The sequence below is a fragment of the Methylobacterium dankookense genome (genome assembly GCF_902141855.1).
Classification (GTDB): Bacteria; Pseudomonadota; Alphaproteobacteria; order Rhizobiales; family Beijerinckiaceae; genus Methylobacterium; species Methylobacterium dankookense.
Genome location: NZ_CABFVH010000015.1, coordinates 1 through 18,698, shown reverse-complemented (window position 1 = coordinate 18,698; position 18,698 = coordinate 1). Strand labels below are relative to the sequence as shown.

Here is an 18,698-nt window from a genome sequence, read left to right as displayed (position 1 = left end):
TATGGTTGCCAGGGCCGCCGCTTCCGCTCTAGAGGCGTTACGGTTCAAGAGAGCCGCCCGGTTCAGGCTCGTGTCCGCGGGATTCGTCCCGCGGGCGGGACCACAACCAGCCGAGACCCGCCGCATGTTCCGCAACGATGTTCCGATCACGCCCGAGCTCGTGCGTCAGCACGGTCTGACGCCGGACGAGTACGAACGCTTCCGCGGCCTGATCGGGCGCGACCCGACGCTGACCGAGCTCGGCATCGTCTCGGCGATGTGGAACGAGCATTGCTCCTACAAGTCCTCGCGCAAGCACCTGCGCGGCCTGCCGACCTCGGCCCCCTGGGTGATCCAGGGCCCCGGCGAGAACGCGGGCGTCATCGACATCGGGGACGGGCTCGCCTGCATCTTCAAGATGGAGAGCCACAACCACCCGAGCTTCATTGAGCCCTACCAGGGCGCGGCGACGGGCGTCGGCGGCATCCTGCGCGACGTCTTCACCATGGGCGCGCGGCCGATCGCGGCGCTGAACGCGCTCCGCTTCGGCTCGCCGGACCACCCGCGCACCCGCCACCTCGTCTCGGGCGTGGTCGCGGGCATCGGCGGCTACGGCAATTCCTTCGGCGTGCCGACGGTGGGCGGCCAGGTCGGCTTCCACCCGCGCTACGACGGCAACATCCTCGTCAACGCCATGGCGGTCGGCCTCGCCCGGACGGATTCGATCTTCTACGCGGCCGCCGCCGGCGTCGGGAACCCGATCGTCTATCTCGGCTCCAAGACCGGGCGCGACGGCATCCACGGCGCCACCATGGCGTCCGCGGAGTTCGACGAGGAGAGCGAGTCGAAGCGCCCGACCGTGCAGGTCGGCGACCCCTTCGCCGAGAAGCTGCTGCTCGAGGCCTGCCTGGAGCTGATGGCGTCCGGCGCCGTCATCGCCATCCAGGACATGGGCGCGGCCGGGCTCACCTGCTCGGCCGTGGAGATGGGCGCCAAGGGCGATCTCGGCGTGGAGCTCGACATCGAGAAGGTGCCGGCCCGCGAGGCGGGCATGACGCCCTACGAGATGATGCTCTCCGAGAGCCAGGAGCGCATGCTCATGGTGCTCAAGCCCGGCATGGAGAAGGAGGCCGAGGCCATCTTCGTGAAGTGGGGCCTCGACTTCGCGGTGATCGGGCGCACCACCGACACGCTCCGCTTCGTCATCAAGTGGCACGGCGAGACGGTCGCCGACCTGCCGATCAAGGAGCTCGGCGACGAGGCGCCGCTCTACGACCGGCCGCACATCGCCAACACCCACCTGCCCGTGCTGAAGCCGGCCGAGGTGGCGGTGCCCGCCTCCCTCACGGATGCGCTGCGCCGCATCGTCGGCTCGCCGGACCTGTCGTCGAAGCGCTGGGTCTACGAGCAGTACGACCACTACATCCTCGGCAACACCGTGCAGAAGCCGGGCGGCGACGCCGCCATCGTGCGCGTCGAGGACGGGCCGAAGGGCCTCGCCCTCACCTGCGACGTGACGCCCCGCTACTGCGAGGCCGACCCCGTCGAGGGCGGCCGCCAGGCGGTGGCCGAGGCGTGGCGCAACATCACGGCGGTGGGGGCAAAGCCCCTCGCCATCACCGACAACCTCAATTTCGGCAATCCGGAGAAGCCCGAGGTGATGGGCCAGCTCGTCGGCTGCCTCACCGGCATCGGCGAGGCCTGCCGGGCCCTCGACTTCCCCGTCGTGTCGGGCAACGTGTCGCTCTACAACGAGACCAACGGCGTCGGCATCCTGCCGACCCCGACCATCGGCGGCGTCGGCCTGCTCGACGACGTGGAGCGCCACGCCACCATCGCGCTGAAGCGCGAGGGCGACGTGCTGCTGCTGATCGGCTCCGGCGAGGGCTGGCTCGGCCAGTCCGCCTATCTCGCGGTGATCGAGGGCCGCGAGGAGGGCGCGCCGCCGCCCGTCGACCTCGGCATCGAGCGCCGCAACGGCGACTTCGTGCGCGGCCTGATCACCGCCGGCCTCGTCGACACGGTGCACGACCTCTCGGATGGCGGCCTCGCCGTCGCGCTGGCCGAGATGGCGATGGCCGGCGGCATCGGCGCGGCGCTCCCCGAGGTTCCGGTGGACCTGCCCGCCCACGCCTATCTCTTCGGCGAGGACCAGGCCCGCTACCTGATCGCCGTCGACCCCGAGACCGCCTCGGACATCCTCTACAGCGCCTCCTCGCAGGGCATCGACGCGGCGGTGGTGGGCGTCACCGGCTCCGACCGCCTGACCCTGCCCGGCGGCGAGACCATCTCGGTGGACGATCTCCGCCAGGCCCACGAGGACTGGCTGCCGGCCTACATGGCGAGCCAGCCGGCCGCGGTCGCCGCCTGAACCGGACGAAGGAGTTTCTGCGATGCCGATGGATGCGCGCGAGATCGAGCGGATGATCCGCGAGGCGCTGCCCGATGCCCAGATCGAGATCCGCGACCTCGCTGGCGACGGCGACCACTACGCCGCGACCGTCCTCTCCTCCGCCTTCAAGGGCAAGACCCGCGTTGCCCAGCACCAGATGGTCTATGGTGCGCTCCAGGGGCGGATGGGGGGCGTGCTGCACGCGCTTGCGCTCACCACGGGCGTACCGCAGGATTGAGCCCCCGCGCGGGAGCTCTCCCGATGGACCGACCGAGCCTCTACGACGACGACATCGTGACCTGGGCCGAGGAACAGGCCGCCGCCCTGCGCGTGCTCGGCGCGCGCAGCGATCTGTCGAACGCGGTCGATTGGGAGAACATCGCCGAGGAGATCGAGAGCGTAGGGCGGTCCCAGATCGACAGCGTCGACAGCGCCCTCCGGCTCGCCCTGATCCACATCCTCAAATACCTGTCGGCGCCGAACGCGCAGTCGACCCAATCCTGGCGTTCAGAGGTGCTCGTTTTCCTCCGGACGGCCCGGAAGAACTACCGTCCATCAATGCGTCAGCGGATCGACTGGCAGGACCTCTGGACCGCCGCCATGGCGCAGGCCGAAGCCCAGCTGACGATGTTCGGCGACCGTCTCGTTCGCGGATTGCCGAACGCGATGCCGTTCGCGCCGGAGGAACTGGTATCCCCGGATTTCGACATGGATCGGGCCTTGCAGCGTCTCGCTGAGGCGTTGGACACGGGGCCAGATCGTCACTAGATCACGGTTCAAGGAAAACAGGGATCAGACACATGTCCGACGTCAACGCCACGATCGAGAACGAGATCAAGTCCCAGGACGTGGTCGTGTTCATGAAGGGCACGCCGCAGATGCCGCAATGCGGCTTCTCGGGCCAGGTCGTACAGATCCTCAACTACCTCGGCGTGCCCTTCAAGGGCGTGAACGTGCTCGCCGACCAGAACATCCGCGAGGGCATCAAGGCCTATTCGAACTGGCCGACCATCCCGCAGATCTACGTGAAGGGCGAGTTCGTCGGCGGCTGCGACATCACCCGCGAGATGTTCCAGTCGGGCGAGCTGCAGACCTTCCTCGCCGAGAAGGGCGTGCCGGTGAAGACCGCCGCCGCCTGAGGCGAGCGTCCCCACGCGGGAACGGATCAGGGCGCGCGAGCGCCCTTTTTCATGGGCGGGCGACGGAAACCTCGGCGCCCGTATCCGTTTGCCCGAAGACTTCGCTTCTCCGGGCCGCGCGGATGTACGACGTGATCATCGTGGGCGGCGGCCCGGCCGGGCTCAACGCCGCCCTCATCCTCGGGCGCTGCCGCCGCAAGGTCCTGCTCTGCGACCTGGGCAGGCCCCGCAACGCCGCGACGCCGCTGACCTGGGGCGTCTTCACCCGCGACGGCACGCCCCCGGCCGAGCTGCGCCGCCACGCCCATGCCGACCTCGACCGCTACCCCACCGTCGAGCGGCGGAGCGTCGAGGTGGTGGCCGCGCACCGCCTCGACCATGGCTTCGCCGTCGACCTCTCGGATGGCGGCACGGCGCGGGGCCGCCGCCTGATCCTCGCCACGGGCCTGCACCAGGACCTGCCCGAGATCGAGGGATTCGCCACCTTCTGGGGCACCGGGGTGCATTCCTGCCCCTATTGCGACGGCTACGAGGCCGCGGACCAGCCGATCGTCGCCTATGGCCACGGACGGGGCGCCAAGGGCTTCGCCCTGGAACTCTCGGCCTGGAGCCGCGAGGTCACGCTCTGCACGCACGGCTTGCCGACGGAGCTCTCGGACGAGGATCGCGACCGCCTCGCCCGCAACGGCGTCAGGGTGTCCGAGACGCCGATCCGGCGCCTCACCGGCACGGACCGGATGCCGAGCCGCCTCGACTTCGCGGACGGGACGACGATTCCCTGCCGGGCGGTGTTCCTGATGCCCGAGGGCTGCCGCCCCTCCGACCTGATCGCGGGGCTCGGCTGCGAGCTCGGGCCCACCGGCACCGTTCCGACCGGCGACTACGAGAACACCAACGTGCCCGGCCTCTACGTGGCGGGCGACGCCTCGCGGCGGGTGCAGTTCGCGGTGGTCGCCGCGGCAGAGGGCGCGATGGCGGCCTTCGCCGCCAACACGGATCTCCTGCGCGAGGACACCCGCTGAGCACCCGTCATTAACCTTTGCGAAATCTTGGGCCAGGGCTGCGTAGTCTGGAGATCTCCCGCCGCGCGGGGCCCGTGTGCGACTGCGCACCGCAGCGCGGCCGTGGCGATGCAATCCTTAAAAAATCGTCAGCGTCCGAAATCTTTCGGAACTTGTTCAGGTTCTGCCCGTTACGCACCAACAGCCCAGGTTGTCCGGGCGCGTAGCGTTCGCTCACCGCAGCTTTGCAAGGCCGGCCATGCCCGTCTTCGAATCCAAGAATCTCGATACCGCCTTCGAGGGCCAGGCTCTCCTCGCGGCGATCCTGCATCCGACGCGGGCCGAGCGCGTCCGCGCCCTCACCCATGGCCGGCGCCGGGCCAAGCGCGCATCGCTGCTCGCCGATCCCACGACGCTCGAGGTGCGCCATCCCCTCGGCGGGGCGGACGACCTCGCCGTCACGCCGATCTCGGCGACCTGAGCCCGCTCTCCGCCGCGCGCGGTCGGGAGCCGTCTGCGGTCACCACGCCTGCGGCGTGATCAATCCCTGACGCGTCACCACGATCCATTCGCGACCGCGCCGCTCGATGCCCTCGACGCGCCCGACGCCCGGCACCGCACCGCCCGGCCCCACCTCCACGAGGCGCCGCCGCCGGTCCTCCAGGATCGCCATCCCGTCATAGACATCGCGCACCGCCCAGGTCTCGATGACCGGGGGCTTGTCCTTCTTCGGCTCGATGCTGCCCGTCTGGACGGGCTCGGCCTTCATCGGCTCCGCCTTGGCCGGCTCGACCTTGGCCGCGACGGGCGCCACGGGGGCCGGGGCCGCGGCCCGCTGCTTCTCGATCTGGCCGCTCAGCGCCGCGAATCGGGCGGCCGCCTCGCGCTCCGCCTGCTCGACGCGCTCGGAGAGGGTGGCGAACTTGGCGGAGAGGGCCTGCTCGGCCTTGCCCACGCGCTCGGACAGGGCGGCGCTGCGGGTGCCGGATTCCTTGCGCCCGCTCTCGGCTGCGTCCTGGACGGCCGACACCGCGCGCACGAGGCGCTCGACCTCGCTGGCGACCCGCGCCGTCTCGGCGCGCGCCGCGTCGATGCCGGACTGCATCTCGGCGAGGCCCTCGGTGCGCTCGGGGCGCGGCAACGAGGCCGCGGTGAGGCCGGCGCCGCAGATCAGGCCGAGGGCCAGCGCGCCACCGCCGACGGCCATCAGGAGCGGGTCCAGCCGGCGCCGCGCCGCGGCGGCGGGCGCCTCGGCCCGGCCGCCGGTGACCACGGCCTTCAGCAGCGCCTCGGGAGAGAGGGCGGCCTGGGTCTCGGCCTTCGCGCCGGCCGAGGCCGCTTCCGTGGCTTTGCTCGTCATCGCTCGTCCTCGCACCCCGCCCGCGCGGATGCCCGCGAAAGCATTGGTTAAGGACGCTTCTTTACCGAACCGTTACCATGACGGCCGCGCGGATCAGGCGGCGAGCCCCCGCTTGCGCAGCAGCGGGCCGGTGCTCGGCAGGCGGCCGCGGAACAGGGTGTAGGCCTCGCGCGGGTCGCGCAGGTTCCCGGCCCCGTAGACGTAGGTGCGCAGGCGCTTGGCCGTCTCCGGATCGAAGATGTCGCCCGCCTCCTTGAAGGCGTCGAAGGCGTCCGCGTCGAGCACCTCGGACCAGAGATAGCTGTAGTAGCCGGCGGCATAGCCGTCGCCCGAGAAGATATGCGCGAAATGCGGGCTGCGGTGGCGCATGCCGATCTCGCCGGGCATGGCGATGCGGTTCAGGGCCTCCGCCTCGAAGGCGAGCACGTCGAGCCCGCCCTCGCCCGCGGCCGAGAGGTGCAGCGTCATGTCGACGATGGCGGAGGCCGTGTACTCCACCGTGGCGAAGCCCTGGTTGAAGGTGCGGGCCGCCAGCAGCTTCTTCAGCAGGTTCTCGGGCATCGGCTCGCCGGTCCGGTGGTGCCGGGCATGCGCCCGCAGGACCTCCGGCTGCTCCAGCCAGTGCTCGTAGAGCTGCGAGGGCAGCTCCACGAAGTCGCCGGAGACGGCGGTGCCGGCCAGCAGCGGATAGGTCACGTCCGAGAGCAGGCCGTGGAGCGCGTGGCCGAATTCGTGGAACAGGGTGCGCGCGTCGTCGAAGGAGAGCAGCGGCACCTCGCCCTGCGGGGCCTTGGCGAAGTTCATCACGTTCACGATGATCGGCGTCACCGTGCCGGTCAGGCGCTCCTGCGAGCGGAAGGCGCTCATCCAGGCGCCCGAGCGCTTCGAGGCGCGGGCGAAGTAGTCGCCCAGGAACAGCCCGACCTCGGAGCCGTCCGCGTTCGAGACGCGCCAGACGCGCACGTCCGGATGGTAGCGCGGCACCTCGGCGAGTTCCTCGAACCGGAGGCCGAAGAGGCGCGAGGCCGTGTCGAAGGCGGCCTGGATCATGCCGTCCAGCGGCAGGTAGGCCTTGATCTCGCCCTCGTCGAGGTCGTGCTCGGCGCGCCGCAGCTTCTCGGCATAGTGGCGCCAATCATGGGCCTGGAGGGCGAAGTTGCCGCCCTCGCGCGCCACGATCTCCTGCAGGCGCCCGCGCTCCAGGGCCGCCCGCTTCTGGGCCGGGGCCCAGACCTCGGAGAGGAGGGCGGTGGCCGCTTCCGGGCTCGCCGCCATGGTGTCGTCGAGCTTGTAATGGGCGAAGCTCGCGTAGCCGAGGAGCCGCGCCCGCTCGGCGCGCAGCTGCACGATCTCGCGGATGATCGCCCGGTTGTCGGTCTCGCCGCCCGACTCGCCGCGGCGGGTCCAGGCCTCGTAGGCGCGCTCGCGCAGGTCGCGCCGCGTCGAGGAGACGAGGAAGGGCTCGATCAGCGAGCGCGACAGGGTGACGACATGGCCGCTGAGGCCGCGCTCCTGCGCCGCGCTCGCTGCGGCCGCGCGCAGGAAGGGCGGCAGGCCGGCGAGGTCGTCCTCGCCCTCCAGCGGCAGCACGAAGGCGCTCTCGTCGGCGAGCAGGTTCTGGCTGAAGCGGGTGCCGAGCTCGGAGAGGCGCGCCGCGATCTCGGCCATGCGCGCCTTGGCCTCCGGCGCGAGGTCGGCGCCGGCGCGGCGGAAGCGCGTGCGGTAGCGCGCGAGCACGCGCCGCTCCTCCTCGTCGAGCCCCTCGGCCTCGGGATCGACCGCGGAGATGCGCGCCAACAGCTCGGCATTGAGGTAGATCGCGCTGCCGTGGCGGGCGAGCTTCGGGCCGGTCTCGCGCTCGATCGCCTGGAGATCCGGGTTCGTGTGGCTGCCGGTGAGGTTGTAGAAGACGCCGGCTACCCGATCGAGGGCGAGCCCGGCGCGCTCCATCGCGGCCACCGTGTTGGCGAAGCGCGGCGCCTCGGACGAGCCCGCGATCGCCGCGACCTCGGCCGCGTGCGCGGCGATCGCCGCATCGAAGGCCGGGCGGTAATGCTCGGGCCGGATCCGCTCGAAGGGCGGCAACTCGTAGGGCGTGCCCCATCCGTCCTGCGAGAAGGGGTTCTCGGCATCGAGCGTGGGAAGCCCTGCGCTGGCCTTCGTCATTCCGGTCCTCGTCCTGGTCGTCCGTGTCGGGCATCGAGATGGGTGTCCACCGCGCCGACCGCAAAGATGTCGGACCCTAGCGCGCCCGCCGCCGGGGTGGCTACCGGTCCGGCGCGCGAGCGCGTCAAGAAGGCTGGAGCCGCGCATGGCGGAGCCATCACCGGTTCGGCAGCGTTGCCGCCGAGACCGAGTCGGCGGCCCTGGCCCCCGGGATGCGGTGCGAGGGGGACGCGATGCATCAGGGGCGGGCGCGGAAGGGCGCGACGAGGGGACATTCGTGGAAGATCCTGGCGCGCCTCGCGGCCGGCACCTGCGTCGCGGCAATGCTCGCCCTGCCCTGCGCGGCGGCGCCTCAGGACCATCCGCCCGCCAGCGTCCCCCTGCCCCCGCCCGCGCCGCCGGAGCGCCCGCAGGAGCTGACGCCGCCCCCGCCGCCCGGCGAGGCGCTCCAGGCGCCCCCGCAGCCGCCCGAGCGCCCGGCGGAGCTCAAGCCGGCACCGGCCGCAGAGGCGCCGAAGCCGGCGGAGACTCAGGAAGCCGGTAAGGAAGCCCCCAAGCCGGCCGAGCCGGCGCCCCTGCCCCCGGCCCGTCCGCCGGAACTCTCCGGCGAGGCGGCGCTCGCCCTCAAGGTCGCGCCTCCGGACGACACGGCCTGCCGCGCGCGGCTGAAGCGCCTCGGCGTCGCCTTCGAGCCGCTTCCGCCGCTCAGCAGCGGCCAGTGCGGCGCGCCGCTGCCCCTGAAGGTGACGGCCCTCGAAGGCGTCGCCCTGCCGCAATCGGCCATCCTCACCTGCGTCGCCGCCGAGGCCCTGGCGCGCTGGGCCACCGAGGTCGAGGCGATCGCCGAGCGCGAGTTGAAGCGCCCCCTGCGCACGATCGTCGTCGGCACCTCCTACGAGTGCCGCGGCCAGAACCACGACCTCGACGCCAAGCTCAGCGAGCACGCCTTCGCCAATGGCATCGACGTGATGAGCTTCGGGACCGAGGGACGCGCAAGCCTGCCCGTGGCGGCGCAGCCGGCGGGCTCGGAGGAAGGCCGCTTCCTCGATGCGGTGCGCGGCAAGGCCTGCGCCTTCTTCCGCACGGTGCTGGGACCGGGCTCGAACGCGGCGCATGCCAACCACCTCCATCTCGACGAGCGCGAGCGGAGCAACGGCCACCGTCTGTGTCAGTGAGCGCCGCGGAGCGGACGGAACGCTTCGCGCCCGCCGGAGCTTGAGGCGGCGGAGCGTGTGGCTCCCGGAGTCGAACGGCGATGATGCGCGGGTTCCCGTCGCGGGCCGGGTTGGGCCTCCCCCTGGCCGCCCTCGTGCTCGCTGGATTCACGGGGATCGCCGAGGCGCGCAAGAGACCCGAGGCCCCCGAGGCGCCGCCCCTCACCGCGGAGGCCATCAACGGCGCCGCCCTGCCGCAGAGGGAAGCGGACAGGAAGCGGAAGGCGGCGAAGGCCGAGCGGCCGGACCCGCTCCTCGTGAAGGTCCAGATCCTGCTCGACCGGGCCCGGTTCTCGCCCGGCGCCATCGACGGCAAGGACGGCGACAACATGCGGCGCGCGCTGAAGGCCTACGCGCAGGCTCAAGGGCTGCCGGAGGCGCAGGGGCCGACGCCGGAGATCCTCGCCAAGCTGCAGGCCGATTCCGGACCGGCCGTCACCGAGTACACGGTGACGGAGGCGGACGCGAAGACCGAGTTCGTGCCGCGCATCCCGGCGAAGCTGGAGGATCAGGCCGATCTCGACGATCTCGGCTACACCAATGCCCGGGAGATGCTGGCCGAGCGCTTCCACATGAGCCGCGACCTGCTCAGCGCGCTCAACCCCGGAAAATCCTTCGACAAGACGGGCACCGTGCTCCTCGTGGCCGCCGTGACCCCGATGGGCAGCGGGCGGCCGAACGCCAAGGAGCTGCCCGAGGAGCCGAAGGTCGACCGGATCGAGATCGACAAGGGCAGCCGCGACCTGCGCGCCTACGACACGACCGGCAAGCTCTTCGCCTTCTATCCGGCCTCGATCGGCAGCGCCGAGAAGCCGGCCCCGAGCGGCGAGACCAAGGTGACCCGCGTCGCCTTCGACCCGACCTACACCTACAATCCGAAATACGCGTTCAAGGGCGTGAAGGCGCGCGAGAAGTTCACCATCAGGCCGGGGCCGAACAATCCCGTCGGCGCGGTCTGGATCGACCTCGCCATCGACTCCTACGGCATCCACGGCACGCCCGAGCCGGAGAAGGTCGGCAAGACCGAGTCGCACGGCTGCATCCGCCTCACCAACTGGAGCGCACGGGAACTCGGCCGCCACGTCGCCAAGGGCGCGACAGTCGCGTTCAAGGACGGCTGAGCATGGCAACAGGTCGGCGCCCCCGCCCATTCTTCCAACCTAGGTTAGACTAGGGGCGATGCTGCGCCGCATCGGCCGCCCATAAATGTATCGCTGCGTAACATTGACGCGAACACGCCGCATCGATGGAAGCCGGAGCCGCTTGACATACCCCTCCATCCGGGCGACGGCTCAGGCGATCCCGCGGGCCGAAAGCTTCGCGGGATCATGCTTCCGGGGTCGTGGACGAACCGCTCCGGCAGGGATTCGGGCCTCGCCGGAGGCTCGGAACGGGACGGATCCAAGGGAAGATATCTCGGCGTGAGTGCGGAACCGACAGAGAACCTTCTCCAGGGCATCCGCGTGCTCGTCGTCGAGGACGAGGCCGCGATCTCGATGCTTCTCGAGGACATGCTCCTCGATTTCGGCTGCGACGTGGTCGGGCCGGCGGCGCGTCTCGCCACCGCCCTCGAGATGGCGGGCACTGAGACCTTCGACATCGCGATCCTCGACGTGAACGTCGCGGGCGAGCCGATCTACCCGGTCGCGGAAGCCATCGCTCAGCGCGACCTGCCGCTCGTCTTCTCCACCGGCTACGGCGGTGCCGGCATCCGCGAGCCGTTCCGCGACCGCCCGGTGGTGCAGAAGCCCTTCAGCCAGTCCGACCTGAAGCGGACCCTGATCGGCGCGATCAAGGGCAGGGCCGGCTGACGGCCGGCCGATCAGAGCCCCTCGATCGGGAACGCGTCCGGCCGGTGCTCCGGCCAACGCCCGCGCCCGACGAAGACCGCGTCCGCGCGTAGCGTCAGCCCGGCGCAAGCCGGGTTCCGCGCGAGCCAGACCCGAACCGCCTTCGAGAAGCGCCGCCGCTTGACCGCGCCGATCGCCCCGCGCGCGTCGTCGAGGCTCGCGCGCGCCTTCACCTCCACGAAGGCGATGGTGCCGCCGCGGCGCACGATCAGGTCGATCTCGCCGCCGCCAGCCGCCATGCGCAGGGCGAGCGGCCGGTAGCCCTTCAGCACCAGCGCGCCGAGCGCCAGCCATTCGGCACGCCGCCCGCGCAGCTCCGTGGCCCGGCGGCGCGCCGCCGCAGCCTCAGGCAGGGTCATCGGATCCCGTCCGGGCGAGCTCGACGGCGCGGGCATAGACGAGGCGGCGCTTGCGGCCCGTCCGCGCCGCGACGAGGCTCGCCGCATCCTTCACCGAGTGCTCGGCAAGCGCCGCCCTCAGCGCCGCGTCGAGGGCATCCGGGTCGCCGTCGTCCGGCGCGTCCTCGGGGCCGGCGCCGATCAGCACCACGATCTCGCCCTTGGGCGCCCCCTCCGCCGCGAAGGCGGCACTGAGATCGCCCAGCGTGCCGCGCCGGATGGTCTCGTAGAGCTTGGTCAGCTCACGCGTCACCGCCGCCGGCCGCTCGGGCCCGAGCACCGTGACGGCATCCGCCAGCATGTCGGGCAAGCGGTGGGGCGACTCGAACAGGACCAGCGTGCCCGGAAGCTGCCCGAGCTCGGCGAGGCGGTTGCGCCGGGCGCCCCCCTTCTGCGGCAGGAAGCCCTCGAAGAAGAAGCGGTCGGTCGGCAGGCCGGCGGCGACGAGGGCGGTCATCACCGCCGAGGCGCCCGGCACCGGCGTCACCGGGATGCCGGCCTCGATCGCGGCGAGAACCAGCTTGAAGCCGGGATCCGAGACCAGCGGCGTGCCGGCATCCGAGACGAGGGCGAGCGCCTGCCCTTCGCGCAGGCGCTCGACCATCCGCTCGCGGACGCTCTCCGTCGAGTGCTCGTGATAGGCCATGAGCGGGGTCGTGATCCCGTAATGGGCGAGCAGGGTCCGGGTGACGCGGGTGTCCTCGGCGAGCACCGCGTCGGCCGCGGCCAGCGTCGCGAGCGCGCGGATGGTGATGTCGCGCAGGTTGCCGATCGGCGTCGCCACCACGTGCAATCCGGGCGCGAGCGGCTCGGCCTCGCTGGCGAGGCCGAAGGCGGTGAAGGTCGCAGGCGCCTCGCGGCGGGGCGGCGAGCCAGGGCGGCGGGCGGGGTCGGATCGCTCGGTCATCATGGCCACAATGCCACGGCTGCTGTGGGAAATTGGCATGAATCCCGTGCCCGCGTTGCCTTTTCACAGGTTGGGCTTCAGCGTGGCGGGACGTTTCGTCCGGCGAGGGAGACCTGCGATGGCGCGCTCACGCATTCCCGCTTCACGCCTCGCCGTGCTCTGTGCGGGCCTGTTCGCCCTCGGCGGCTGCCTCTCGGGCCCGGACGGGCCGCGCACGGTCCGCCAAGCGCCCCCGCAGCAGGCGGAGCTTCCCCCGACCGCGGTGCCGGGCCCCGCGGGCCAGCCCGGCTCCATCGGCGCCGGCTCGGTGAAGGTGGCGCTCGTGCTGCCGCTGACCGGGCCGGGCGCCCAGGTCGGCGCGGCGATGCGCAACGCCGCCGAACTCGCCTACGAGGAGTTCCATCAGCCCGACCTGCAGATCCTGGTGAAGGACGACCGCGGCTCGCCCGACGGCGCCCGCGAGGCCACGCAGGCCGCCATCGCCGAGGGCGCCGACCTCGTGCTCGGCCCGCTCTTCGCGGCCAACGTCCAGGCCGCCGCCATGCCCGCGCGCAATGCGGGCAAGCCGGTGATCGCCTTCTCGACGGACGCGACCGTGGCGGCGCGCGGCGTCTACCTGCTCAGCTTCCTGCCGCAGACGGAGGTGGACCGGATCGTCGACGAGTCCGTGGCCGGCGGCAAGCGCTCCTTCGCGGCGCTGATCCCCGAGAGCGCCTACGGCAACGCGGTCGAGGCCCAGTTCCGCGAGGCGGTGGCCCGCAAGGGCGCGCGCCTCGCCGGGATCGAGCGCTATGCGCCCGGCCAGCCCGGCCCCGCGGTGGAGCGGCTCGCCTCCGTCATCGGCGGCCCCGCCCCGCAGGCCGACGCCCTGTTCCTGCCCGAGACCGCGGAGGGCTTGCCCGCCGTCTCGGCGGCGTTGATGAAGGCGGGGTTCTCGCCCGCGCGCGTGCGCCCGGTCGGCACCGCGGTCTGGAACGAGCCGCGGCTCTTCGCCCTTCCGGCGCTGCAGGGCGGCCGCTTCGCCGCCCCGGACACGGCCGGCTTCACCGCCTTCGCCGGGCGCTACCAAGCCCGCTACGGCACCAACCCGCCGCGGGTCGCCTCGCTCGCCTTCGACGCGGTGTCCCTGGCCGCCGCCCTGGCGCGGCAATACGGCTCGCAGCGCTTCGCGGAGCCGACGCTGACGACGGGCGCGGGCTTCGCCGGGGTCGACGGCACCTTCCGCCTGCGGCCCGAGGGCCTGAGCGAGCGGGCGCTGGCCGTCTACGAGATCCGCAACAACGCCGTGACCGTGGTGAGCCCGGCCCCGCGGGCGCTGGCCAAGCCCGGGACCTGATCACGGAGAATACCGGGGCGCTGCCCCGGACCCCGCCAAAGGGATGATCCCTTTGGAATCCTCGGATTTCAGGCTGCGAGTTCGGCGACCAGGGCGTTCAGGACCGGCGCGCCGCGCGGCGTCGCCGCGATGCGGCCCGAGGCGAGGCGCGCCACCAGCCCGTCCGCGACGAGGGCGTCGAGCCGGGCCCGGTCGAGCGGCCGGCCCTTCAGAGCGGCGTAGCGGTCCGGGTCGATGCCCTCGGACAGGCGCAGGCCCATCATCAGGAACTCGTCGCCCTGGTCGGCTTCGGAGAGCGTCTCGGTCTCGGCGATGCCGTGGCCCGCGCCCTCCACGCGGGCGAGCCAGGCTTCCGGCGCGCGCTCGGTGACGGTGCCGATGCGGCCCTCCGCGGTGACCAGGCGGCCATGCGCGCCGGGGCCGATGCCGGCATACTCGCCGTAGCGCCAGTAGAGCAGGTTGTGCCGCGATTCGGCGCCGGGCCGTGCGTGGTTCGAGATCTCGTAGGCCGGGAGCCCGGCGCCCGCGCAGACCTCCTGCGTCACGTCGTAGAGGATGCGCGCGCTCTCCTCGTCCGGCGGCACCAGCTTGCCGGCGGCGGCGAGGCCGAAGAACGGCGTGCCCGGCTCGATGGTGAGCTGATAGAGCGAGAGATGCTCGGCAGCGCGCGCCAGCGCCTCCGTCAGTTCCGCCCGCCACGCCGCGGGCGTCTGGCCGGGCCTGGCATAGATCAGGTCGAAGGAGGTGCGCGCGAAATGCGTCTGCGCCACCCGGATCGCCGCGAAGGCTTCAGCGGCGTCGTGCAGCCGGCCGAGCTTCTTCAGCGAGACGTCGTCGAAGGCCTGGACGCCGAGCGAGACGCGGTTGACGCCCGCCAACTTGTAGCCGGCGAAACGGCCGGCCTCGACGCTCGACGGGTTGGCCTCGAGGGTGATCTCGGCATCCCCCAGGATGCCCCAGGCACCGTCGACCGCTTCGATCAGCCCCGCCACCGTCTCCGGCCGCATCAGCGAGGGCGTGCCGCCGCCGAGGAACACGCTCGTCACCCGCCGCCCGGGCGTGCGCGCAGCCACATGCGCGATCTCGGCGCGGAAGGCCGCGAGGAAACGCGCTTCGTCCACGGGCGCGTGGCGGACATGGCTGTTGAAGTCGCAATACGGGCATTTGGCCGCGCAGAACGGCCAGTGCAGGTAGACCCCGAAGCCCGCATCGCGGGTCGGGTGGTCCGGTGGCATGGTCATCGCTGCGATGTGAGGAGCCGCTTATCCTGCCGCAATCAGCCCGGCCGCCGCAGGCAGGCGGCGGCGAGCGCCACGAAGGCGCGGGCGCGGTGCGAGAGGGCGTTGCCGCTCTGCCAGTCGACCCCGTGCTTCTCGGCTGAGGAGATCTCGCCGAAGGTGCGATCGAAGCCCTCGGGGCGGAACATCGGGTCGTAGCCGAAGCCGGCCGTGCCGCGCGGCTCGACGAGGTCGCCGAAGACGCGGCCCTCGAACAGCTCGGTATGGCCGTCCGGCCAGGCGAGAACCAGGGCGGAGACGAAATGGGCGCGCCGATCCGTGGCGCCGCGCCGGTCGAGCTCGGCCAGGATCCGCGCCATCGCGCCGGAGAAGTCCTTGGAGGCGCCGGCCCAGCGGGCGGAGAAGATGCCGGGCGCTCCGTCGAGTGCGTTCACGCAGAGGCCGGAATCGTCGGCGAAGGCCGGCAGGCCGGAGGCCTGCGCCGCGGCCTGCGCCTTGATCGCGGCGTTCTCGGCGAACATCGTGCCGGTCTCGTCCGGCTCAGGCAGGCCGAGATCGCCGGCCGAGACCGCCTCGACGCCGAAGGGCTCCAGAAGCTCGCGCATCTCCACGAGCTTGCCGGCATTGTGGGTCGCGATGACGACCTTGCCCGAGAGGATGCGGCTCACGATCCGATCGCCTGCTTCTGGAGGGTGACGAGCTGCGCCACGCCGCCGCGGGCGAGCCGCAGGAGCTCGATGAGCTCCGCCTCGGAGAAGGGCGCGCCCTCGGCGGTGCCCTGCACCTCCACGAGGCCACCCGCGCCGGTCATCACGAAGTTCGCATCCGTCTCGGCCGCGGAATCCTCGGCATAGTCGAGGTCGAGCACCGGCGTGCCCTTGGCGATGCCGCAGGAGATGGCGGCGACGTGGTCGCGCAGCGGGTCGACCGAGATGATCGAACGCTCGCGCATCCAGGCGAAGCAATCGTGCAGGGCCACCCAGGCGCCGGTGATCGCGGCGGTGCGGGTGCCGCCATCGGCCTGGATCACGTCGCAATCGACCGTGATCTGGCGCTCGCCGAGCGCGGGCAGGTTGGTGACGGCGCGCAAGCTGCGGCCGATCAGGCGCTGGATCTCCTGGGTGCGGCCCGAGGGCTTGCCGGAGGAGAGCTCGCGCCGGGTGCGGGTATGGGTCGCCCGCGGCAGCATGGAATACTCGGCCGTGACCCAGCCCTTGCCCGAGCCGCGCAGCCAGGGCGGCCCGCGCTCCTCCAGGGAGGCGGTGCAGAGCACCTTGGTCTCGCCGAAGCTGACGAGGCAGGACCCCTCGGCGTAGCGCGCCACCGCGCGCTCCAGCGTCACCTTGCGCAGCTCGTCGGCCGCGCGCTTCGAGGGCCGCATGACCCGCTCCTCAATGTCTGATCGAGGCCGGGCTCATAAGGGCCGCCGGGGCGGGCGGCAACCCGCCCCGGCGCATACGGGCTCAGTAGCGGTAGAAGCCGCGGCGGTGGTGGTGGTGATGGTGGCGGTATCCGCGGTGGTGGTTCCAGTGGCGGCGATGGTGCCAGCCGCGGTGGTAGCCGTGGTGGCGGTGGCCCCAGCCATGGTGCCGGTGACCCCAGCCGTGGCGCACCGAGACCAGGGGCGCGTCCGGCGCCTCGACGGCGGGCACGGCGAGCGGCGCGGCCTCGGCGCCGCGGGGCGCGGCGGCGAGGCCGAGGCCGGTGCAGAGCACGAAGGCGGCGGCGAGCTTGGGCAGGATCGATCGGGCACCAGAGCGCATGCGTGGGACTCCCATCCTCGGTTCTTGGCTTCGATTCGCGATGTCGGAGAGGCCGGCCGGAGCCGCCACCTCATCACTGAAACGCGAGCCGGCGCCATTCCGTCCCATCGCTTCGCGTTTATCCTGAACGCATCGGAAGCGGCCGCGACGGCGTTGCGTGTCACATTGCGCCCCTGCGGCGGGGAGAGCGGCGCGGGGGCGATTGATCGCGCGCCCCCCCGCGCCCACAATGCCGGACCAGGATCCGACCCGTGACCGAGCACCCAACCTTCACCCCCCCGCCCTCCGGGCCCGCGCTCAACGCTCTGAACGAGCGCGCCCGCGAGATCTTCCGGCAGATCGTCGAGAGCTATCTCACCACGGGCGAGCCGGTGGGATCGCGCAACCTCGCGCGCGTCCTGCCGATGGCGCTCTCCCCCGCCTCGATCCGCAACGTGATGTCGGATCTCGAGCATTCCGGGCTGATCTTCGCGCCCCACACCTCGGCGGGCCGGCTGCCGACCGAGCAGGGCCTGCGCTTCTTCGTGGACGCGATGCTGGAGCTCGGCGATGTCGGCCGGGACGAGCAGGAGCGGATCGAGGCGCAGATGCGGGCCGCCGCCTCGCGCCACACCTTCGATACGGCGCTCGCCGAGGCCTCGACGCTCCTCTCGGGCATCTCGCGCGGCGCGGGCGTGGTGCTGACCACGAAGACGAACGTGCACCTCAAGCATATCGAGTTCGTGCGCCTCGATGCCGAGCGCGCCCTCGTCGTCCTCGTCTCGGACGACGGCTCGGTGGAGAACCGCCTGCTCGACCTGCCGCGCGGCCTGCCGGCGGGCGCCCTGCAGGAGGCCTCGAACTACCTCAACGCGCGGCTGAAGGGCCGCACCCTCGGCACGCTGCGCGCCGATATCGAGGCCGAGCGGCAGGCGATGAAGCGCGAGCTCGACGCCATCACCGAGCGCCTCGTCGATGCCGGGCTCGCCACCTCGGTGGGTCCCTCCGAGGCGCGCCAGCTCATCGTGCGCGGCCAGGCGAACCTCCTCGACGACCTGCGCGCGGTGGAGGACCTCGAGCGGATCCGCCTGCTCTTCAACGACCTGGAGACGCAGAAGGACGTGATCGACCTCCTCGCCCGGGCCGAGGGCGGCGACGGGGTGCGGATCTTCATCGGCTCCGAGAACAAGCTGTTCTCGCTCTCCGGCTCCTCGATGATCGCCGCGCCCTTCCGCGACGGCTCGCAGAAGATCGTCGGCGTGGTCGGCGTCATCGGCCCGACGCGGCTCAACTACGCCCGCATCGTGCCGATGGTCGACTACACCGCCCGGGTGGTCTCGAAGCTGCTCGACGGGGGGCGCTGACGCCCCCCGCCTTCGCATTCCGCCGGCTCAGGCCGGGATCACGTCCACGATCTCGTAGGTGTCGGGATCGATGATGACGATCTCGTCGCGCACCAGGATGAAGCTGTAGCCCTCGTAGGCCGGCACGAGGCTGACGATGGCCGGCGGCAGGCGGTGCAGCGAGACCGAGCGCGGGATCGCCGTGCCGACATTCAGGCTGAAGTTCACGTTGGTGACGCGGCTGACGCCGGTGCGGGTGATCGACTGCCGGAACTCGGTGCGCTTGGTCGTGTCGAGCCGGTTCACCGCGCCGCGTGCCTCGCCGCCGCCCCGGGCCCCGCGCTCGGACGCGCCACGCTCGGACGCGCCACGCTCGGCGCCACCGCGCTCGGACCGACCCTCGCGGGCTCCCGGACCGCCGCGCTCCTGCGCGTCGCGGGCGCCCGCCTTGCCGTCCTCGCGGCCGCCGCGCTCCGCACCGCCACGCTCGGCACCACCGCGGTCGGAGGTGCCACGCTCGCCGGCATCCCGGCCCTGGCCGCCCCGCTCCGCGCCGCCGCGGTCGGAGGCGCCACGATCGGGAGCACCTCCGCGCTCGGCAGCGCCGCCACCTGCTCCGGCGCCGCCCGGGCC

At 72.1% G+C, this 18,698-nt stretch carries 20 protein-coding genes; 11 read left to right on the top strand and 9 right to left on the bottom strand.

What is annotated here, in order from left to right; translation table 11 throughout:
* The first annotated feature begins 124 nt into the window (after positions 1–124).
* The 6 genes from purL to MTDSW087_RS13180 all read left to right on the top strand — a co-directional run bounded on the left by purL (position 125) and on the right by MTDSW087_RS13180 (position 4,992).
* Complete coding sequence (gene purL / locus MTDSW087_RS13205; protein WP_144764556.1) at positions 125–2,350, top strand: phosphoribosylformylglycinamidine synthase subunit PurL; 2,226 nt, start codon at positions 125–127, stop codon at positions 2,348–2,350.
* A 22-nt stretch (positions 2,351–2,372) separates the two neighbouring features.
* The gene (locus MTDSW087_RS13200; RefSeq protein WP_142582862.1) at positions 2,373–2,609 is read left to right on the top strand and encodes a BolA family protein; all 237 of its coding nucleotides are present in this window, start codon (positions 2,373–2,375) and stop codon (positions 2,607–2,609) included.
* A gap of 23 nt (positions 2,610–2,632) precedes the next feature.
* The gene (locus tag MTDSW087_RS13195; protein ID WP_144764555.1) at positions 2,633–3,139 is read left to right on the top strand and encodes a DUF29 domain-containing protein; all 507 of its coding nucleotides are present in this window, start codon (positions 2,633–2,635) and stop codon (positions 3,137–3,139) included.
* Between the two features lie 32 nt (positions 3,140–3,171).
* Positions 3,172–3,510 carry a Grx4 family monothiol glutaredoxin gene (gene grxD, locus MTDSW087_RS13190; protein WP_144764553.1) on the top strand — a complete coding sequence of 113 codons (339 nt, stop codon included), beginning with the start codon at positions 3,172–3,174 and terminating at the stop codon, positions 3,508–3,510.
* A 122-nt stretch (positions 3,511–3,632) separates the two neighbouring features.
* Positions 3,633–4,532 carry an NAD(P)/FAD-dependent oxidoreductase gene (locus tag MTDSW087_RS13185; RefSeq protein ID WP_144764551.1) on the top strand — a complete coding sequence of 300 codons (900 nt, stop codon included), beginning with the start codon at positions 3,633–3,635 and terminating at the stop codon, positions 4,530–4,532.
* A 238-nt stretch (positions 4,533–4,770) separates the two neighbouring features.
* Positions 4,771–4,992, top strand: a complete 222-nt coding sequence (locus MTDSW087_RS13180) for a hypothetical protein (protein ID WP_144764549.1) — start codon at positions 4,771–4,773, stop codon at positions 4,990–4,992.
* A 39-nt stretch (positions 4,993–5,031) separates the two neighbouring features.
* On the opposite strand, the gene MTDSW087_RS13175 is transcribed toward MTDSW087_RS13180, so the two are convergent.
* Both MTDSW087_RS13175 and MTDSW087_RS13170 read right to left on the bottom strand, forming a co-directional pair.
* Positions 5,032–5,871: a hypothetical protein gene (locus MTDSW087_RS13175; protein WP_144764547.1), complete on the bottom strand. Its 840-nt coding sequence runs from the start codon at positions 5,869–5,871 to the stop codon at positions 5,032–5,034.
* Positions 5,872–5,964: 93 nt separating this feature from the next.
* Positions 5,965–8,037: a M3 family metallopeptidase gene (locus tag MTDSW087_RS13170; protein WP_144764545.1), complete on the bottom strand. Its 2,073-nt coding sequence runs from the start codon at positions 8,035–8,037 to the stop codon at positions 5,965–5,967.
* A 233-nt stretch (positions 8,038–8,270) separates the two neighbouring features.
* Between MTDSW087_RS13170 and MTDSW087_RS13165 the strand changes: the two genes are divergently transcribed.
* The 3 genes from MTDSW087_RS13165 to MTDSW087_RS13155 all read left to right on the top strand — a co-directional run bounded on the left by MTDSW087_RS13165 (position 8,271) and on the right by MTDSW087_RS13155 (position 11,062).
* Complete coding sequence (locus MTDSW087_RS13165; protein ID WP_373322001.1) at positions 8,271–9,212, top strand: extensin-like domain-containing protein; 942 nt, start codon at positions 8,271–8,273, stop codon at positions 9,210–9,212.
* Positions 9,213–9,292: 80 nt separating this feature from the next.
* Positions 9,293–10,372 carry a L,D-transpeptidase family protein gene (locus tag MTDSW087_RS13160; protein WP_144764543.1) on the top strand — a complete coding sequence of 360 codons (1,080 nt, stop codon included), beginning with the start codon at positions 9,293–9,295 and terminating at the stop codon, positions 10,370–10,372.
* Positions 10,373–10,672: 300 nt separating this feature from the next.
* On the top strand, positions 10,673–11,062 hold the full coding sequence (locus tag MTDSW087_RS13155; protein WP_144764541.1) for a response regulator: 390 nt from the start codon (positions 10,673–10,675) through the stop codon (positions 11,060–11,062).
* 11 nt (positions 11,063–11,073) lie between these two features.
* Here MTDSW087_RS13155 and MTDSW087_RS13150 read toward each other — a convergent pair whose 3' ends face one another.
* Positions 11,074–11,460 (bottom strand): YraN family protein, encoded by a 387-nt coding sequence (locus MTDSW087_RS13150; protein WP_186383829.1) that lies wholly within the window; start codon positions 11,458–11,460, stop codon positions 11,074–11,076.
* A complete protein-coding gene (gene rsmI / locus MTDSW087_RS13145) occupies positions 11,447–12,406 on the bottom strand; it encodes a 16S rRNA (cytidine(1402)-2'-O)-methyltransferase (RefSeq protein WP_144764713.1) in 960 nt (319 codons plus the stop codon). Before rsmI ends, MTDSW087_RS13150 begins: the two co-directional genes overlap by 14 nt.
* 118 nt (positions 12,407–12,524) lie before the next feature.
* Between rsmI and MTDSW087_RS13140 the strand changes: the two genes are divergently transcribed.
* Positions 12,525–13,742, top strand: coding sequence for a penicillin-binding protein activator (locus MTDSW087_RS13140; RefSeq protein ID WP_144764537.1), 1,218 nt, complete (start codon positions 12,525–12,527; stop codon positions 13,740–13,742).
* Positions 13,743–13,810: 68 nt separating this feature from the next.
* On the opposite strand, the gene hemW is transcribed toward MTDSW087_RS13140, so the two are convergent.
* The 4 genes from hemW to MTDSW087_RS13120 form a co-directional block, all read right to left on the bottom strand.
* Positions 13,811–14,983, bottom strand: coding sequence for a radical SAM family heme chaperone HemW (hemW, locus tag MTDSW087_RS13135; protein WP_144764535.1), 1,173 nt, complete (start codon positions 14,981–14,983; stop codon positions 13,811–13,813).
* Positions 14,984–15,018: 35 nt separating this feature from the next.
* Complete coding sequence (gene rdgB, locus MTDSW087_RS13130; protein ID WP_144764533.1) at positions 15,019–15,648, bottom strand: RdgB/HAM1 family non-canonical purine NTP pyrophosphatase; 630 nt, start codon at positions 15,646–15,648, stop codon at positions 15,019–15,021.
* A complete protein-coding gene (gene rph / locus MTDSW087_RS13125; RefSeq protein WP_144764531.1) occupies positions 15,645–16,361 on the bottom strand; it encodes a ribonuclease PH in 717 nt (238 codons plus the stop codon). The genes rdgB and rph overlap by 4 nt, the downstream gene beginning before the upstream one ends.
* An 82-nt stretch (positions 16,362–16,443) precedes the next feature.
* A complete protein-coding gene (locus MTDSW087_RS13120) occupies positions 16,444–16,743 on the bottom strand; it encodes a hypothetical protein (RefSeq protein ID WP_144764529.1) in 300 nt (99 codons plus the stop codon).
* Positions 16,744–16,994: 251 nt separating this feature from the next.
* On the opposite strand from MTDSW087_RS13120, the gene hrcA reads away from it, so the two are divergent.
* A complete protein-coding gene (hrcA, locus tag MTDSW087_RS13115; protein ID WP_144764527.1) occupies positions 16,995–18,086 on the top strand; it encodes a heat-inducible transcriptional repressor HrcA in 1,092 nt (363 codons plus the stop codon).
* 27 nt (positions 18,087–18,113) lie between these two features.
* Here hrcA and MTDSW087_RS30795 read toward each other — a convergent pair.
* Positions 18,114–18,698: DUF1236 domain-containing protein (locus MTDSW087_RS30795; RefSeq protein WP_244948386.1), on the bottom strand; the 585-nt coding region annotated here is incomplete at its 5' end.

Excerpts from the sequence above, each read along its gene's own strand:
- MTDSW087_RS13180 (WP_144764549.1), top strand. The coding sequence starts at position 4,771 with ATGCCCGTCTTCGAATCCAAGAATCTCGATACCGCCTTCGAGGGCCAG.
- rsmI (WP_144764713.1), bottom strand. The coding sequence starts at position 12,406 with ATGACCGAGCGATCCGACCCCGCCCGCCGCCCTGGCTCGCCGCCCCGC.
- MTDSW087_RS13200 (WP_142582862.1), top strand. The coding sequence starts at position 2,373 with ATGCCGATGGATGCGCGCGAGATCGAGCGGATGATCCGCGAGGCGCTG.
- MTDSW087_RS13185 (WP_144764551.1), top strand. The coding sequence starts at position 3,633 with ATGTACGACGTGATCATCGTGGGCGGCGGCCCGGCCGGGCTCAACGCC.
- MTDSW087_RS13140 (WP_144764537.1), top strand. The coding sequence starts at position 12,525 with ATGGCGCGCTCACGCATTCCCGCTTCACGCCTCGCCGTGCTCTGTGCG.
- MTDSW087_RS13160 (WP_144764543.1), top strand. The coding sequence starts at position 9,293 with ATGATGCGCGGGTTCCCGTCGCGGGCCGGGTTGGGCCTCCCCCTGGCC.
- purL (WP_144764556.1), top strand. The coding sequence starts at position 125 with ATGTTCCGCAACGATGTTCCGATCACGCCCGAGCTCGTGCGTCAGCAC.
- MTDSW087_RS13195 (WP_144764555.1), top strand. The coding sequence starts at position 2,633 with ATGGACCGACCGAGCCTCTACGACGACGACATCGTGACCTGGGCCGAG.
- grxD (WP_144764553.1), top strand. The coding sequence starts at position 3,172 with ATGTCCGACGTCAACGCCACGATCGAGAACGAGATCAAGTCCCAGGAC.
- MTDSW087_RS13175 (WP_144764547.1), bottom strand. The coding sequence starts at position 5,871 with ATGACGAGCAAAGCCACGGAAGCGGCCTCGGCCGGCGCGAAGGCCGAG.
- MTDSW087_RS13150 (WP_186383829.1), bottom strand. The coding sequence starts at position 11,460 with ATGACCCTGCCTGAGGCTGCGGCGGCGCGCCGCCGGGCCACGGAGCTG.
- rph (WP_144764531.1), bottom strand. The coding sequence starts at position 16,361 with ATGCGGCCCTCGAAGCGCGCGGCCGACGAGCTGCGCAAGGTGACGCTG.
- MTDSW087_RS13170 (WP_144764545.1), bottom strand. The coding sequence starts at position 8,037 with ATGACGAAGGCCAGCGCAGGGCTTCCCACGCTCGATGCCGAGAACCCC.
- MTDSW087_RS13120 (WP_144764529.1), bottom strand. The coding sequence starts at position 16,743 with ATGCGCTCTGGTGCCCGATCGATCCTGCCCAAGCTCGCCGCCGCCTTC.
- hemW (WP_144764535.1), bottom strand. The coding sequence starts at position 14,983 with ATGACCATGCCACCGGACCACCCGACCCGCGATGCGGGCTTCGGGGTC.
- MTDSW087_RS13165 (WP_373322001.1), top strand. The coding sequence starts at position 8,271 with ATGCATCAGGGGCGGGCGCGGAAGGGCGCGACGAGGGGACATTCGTGG.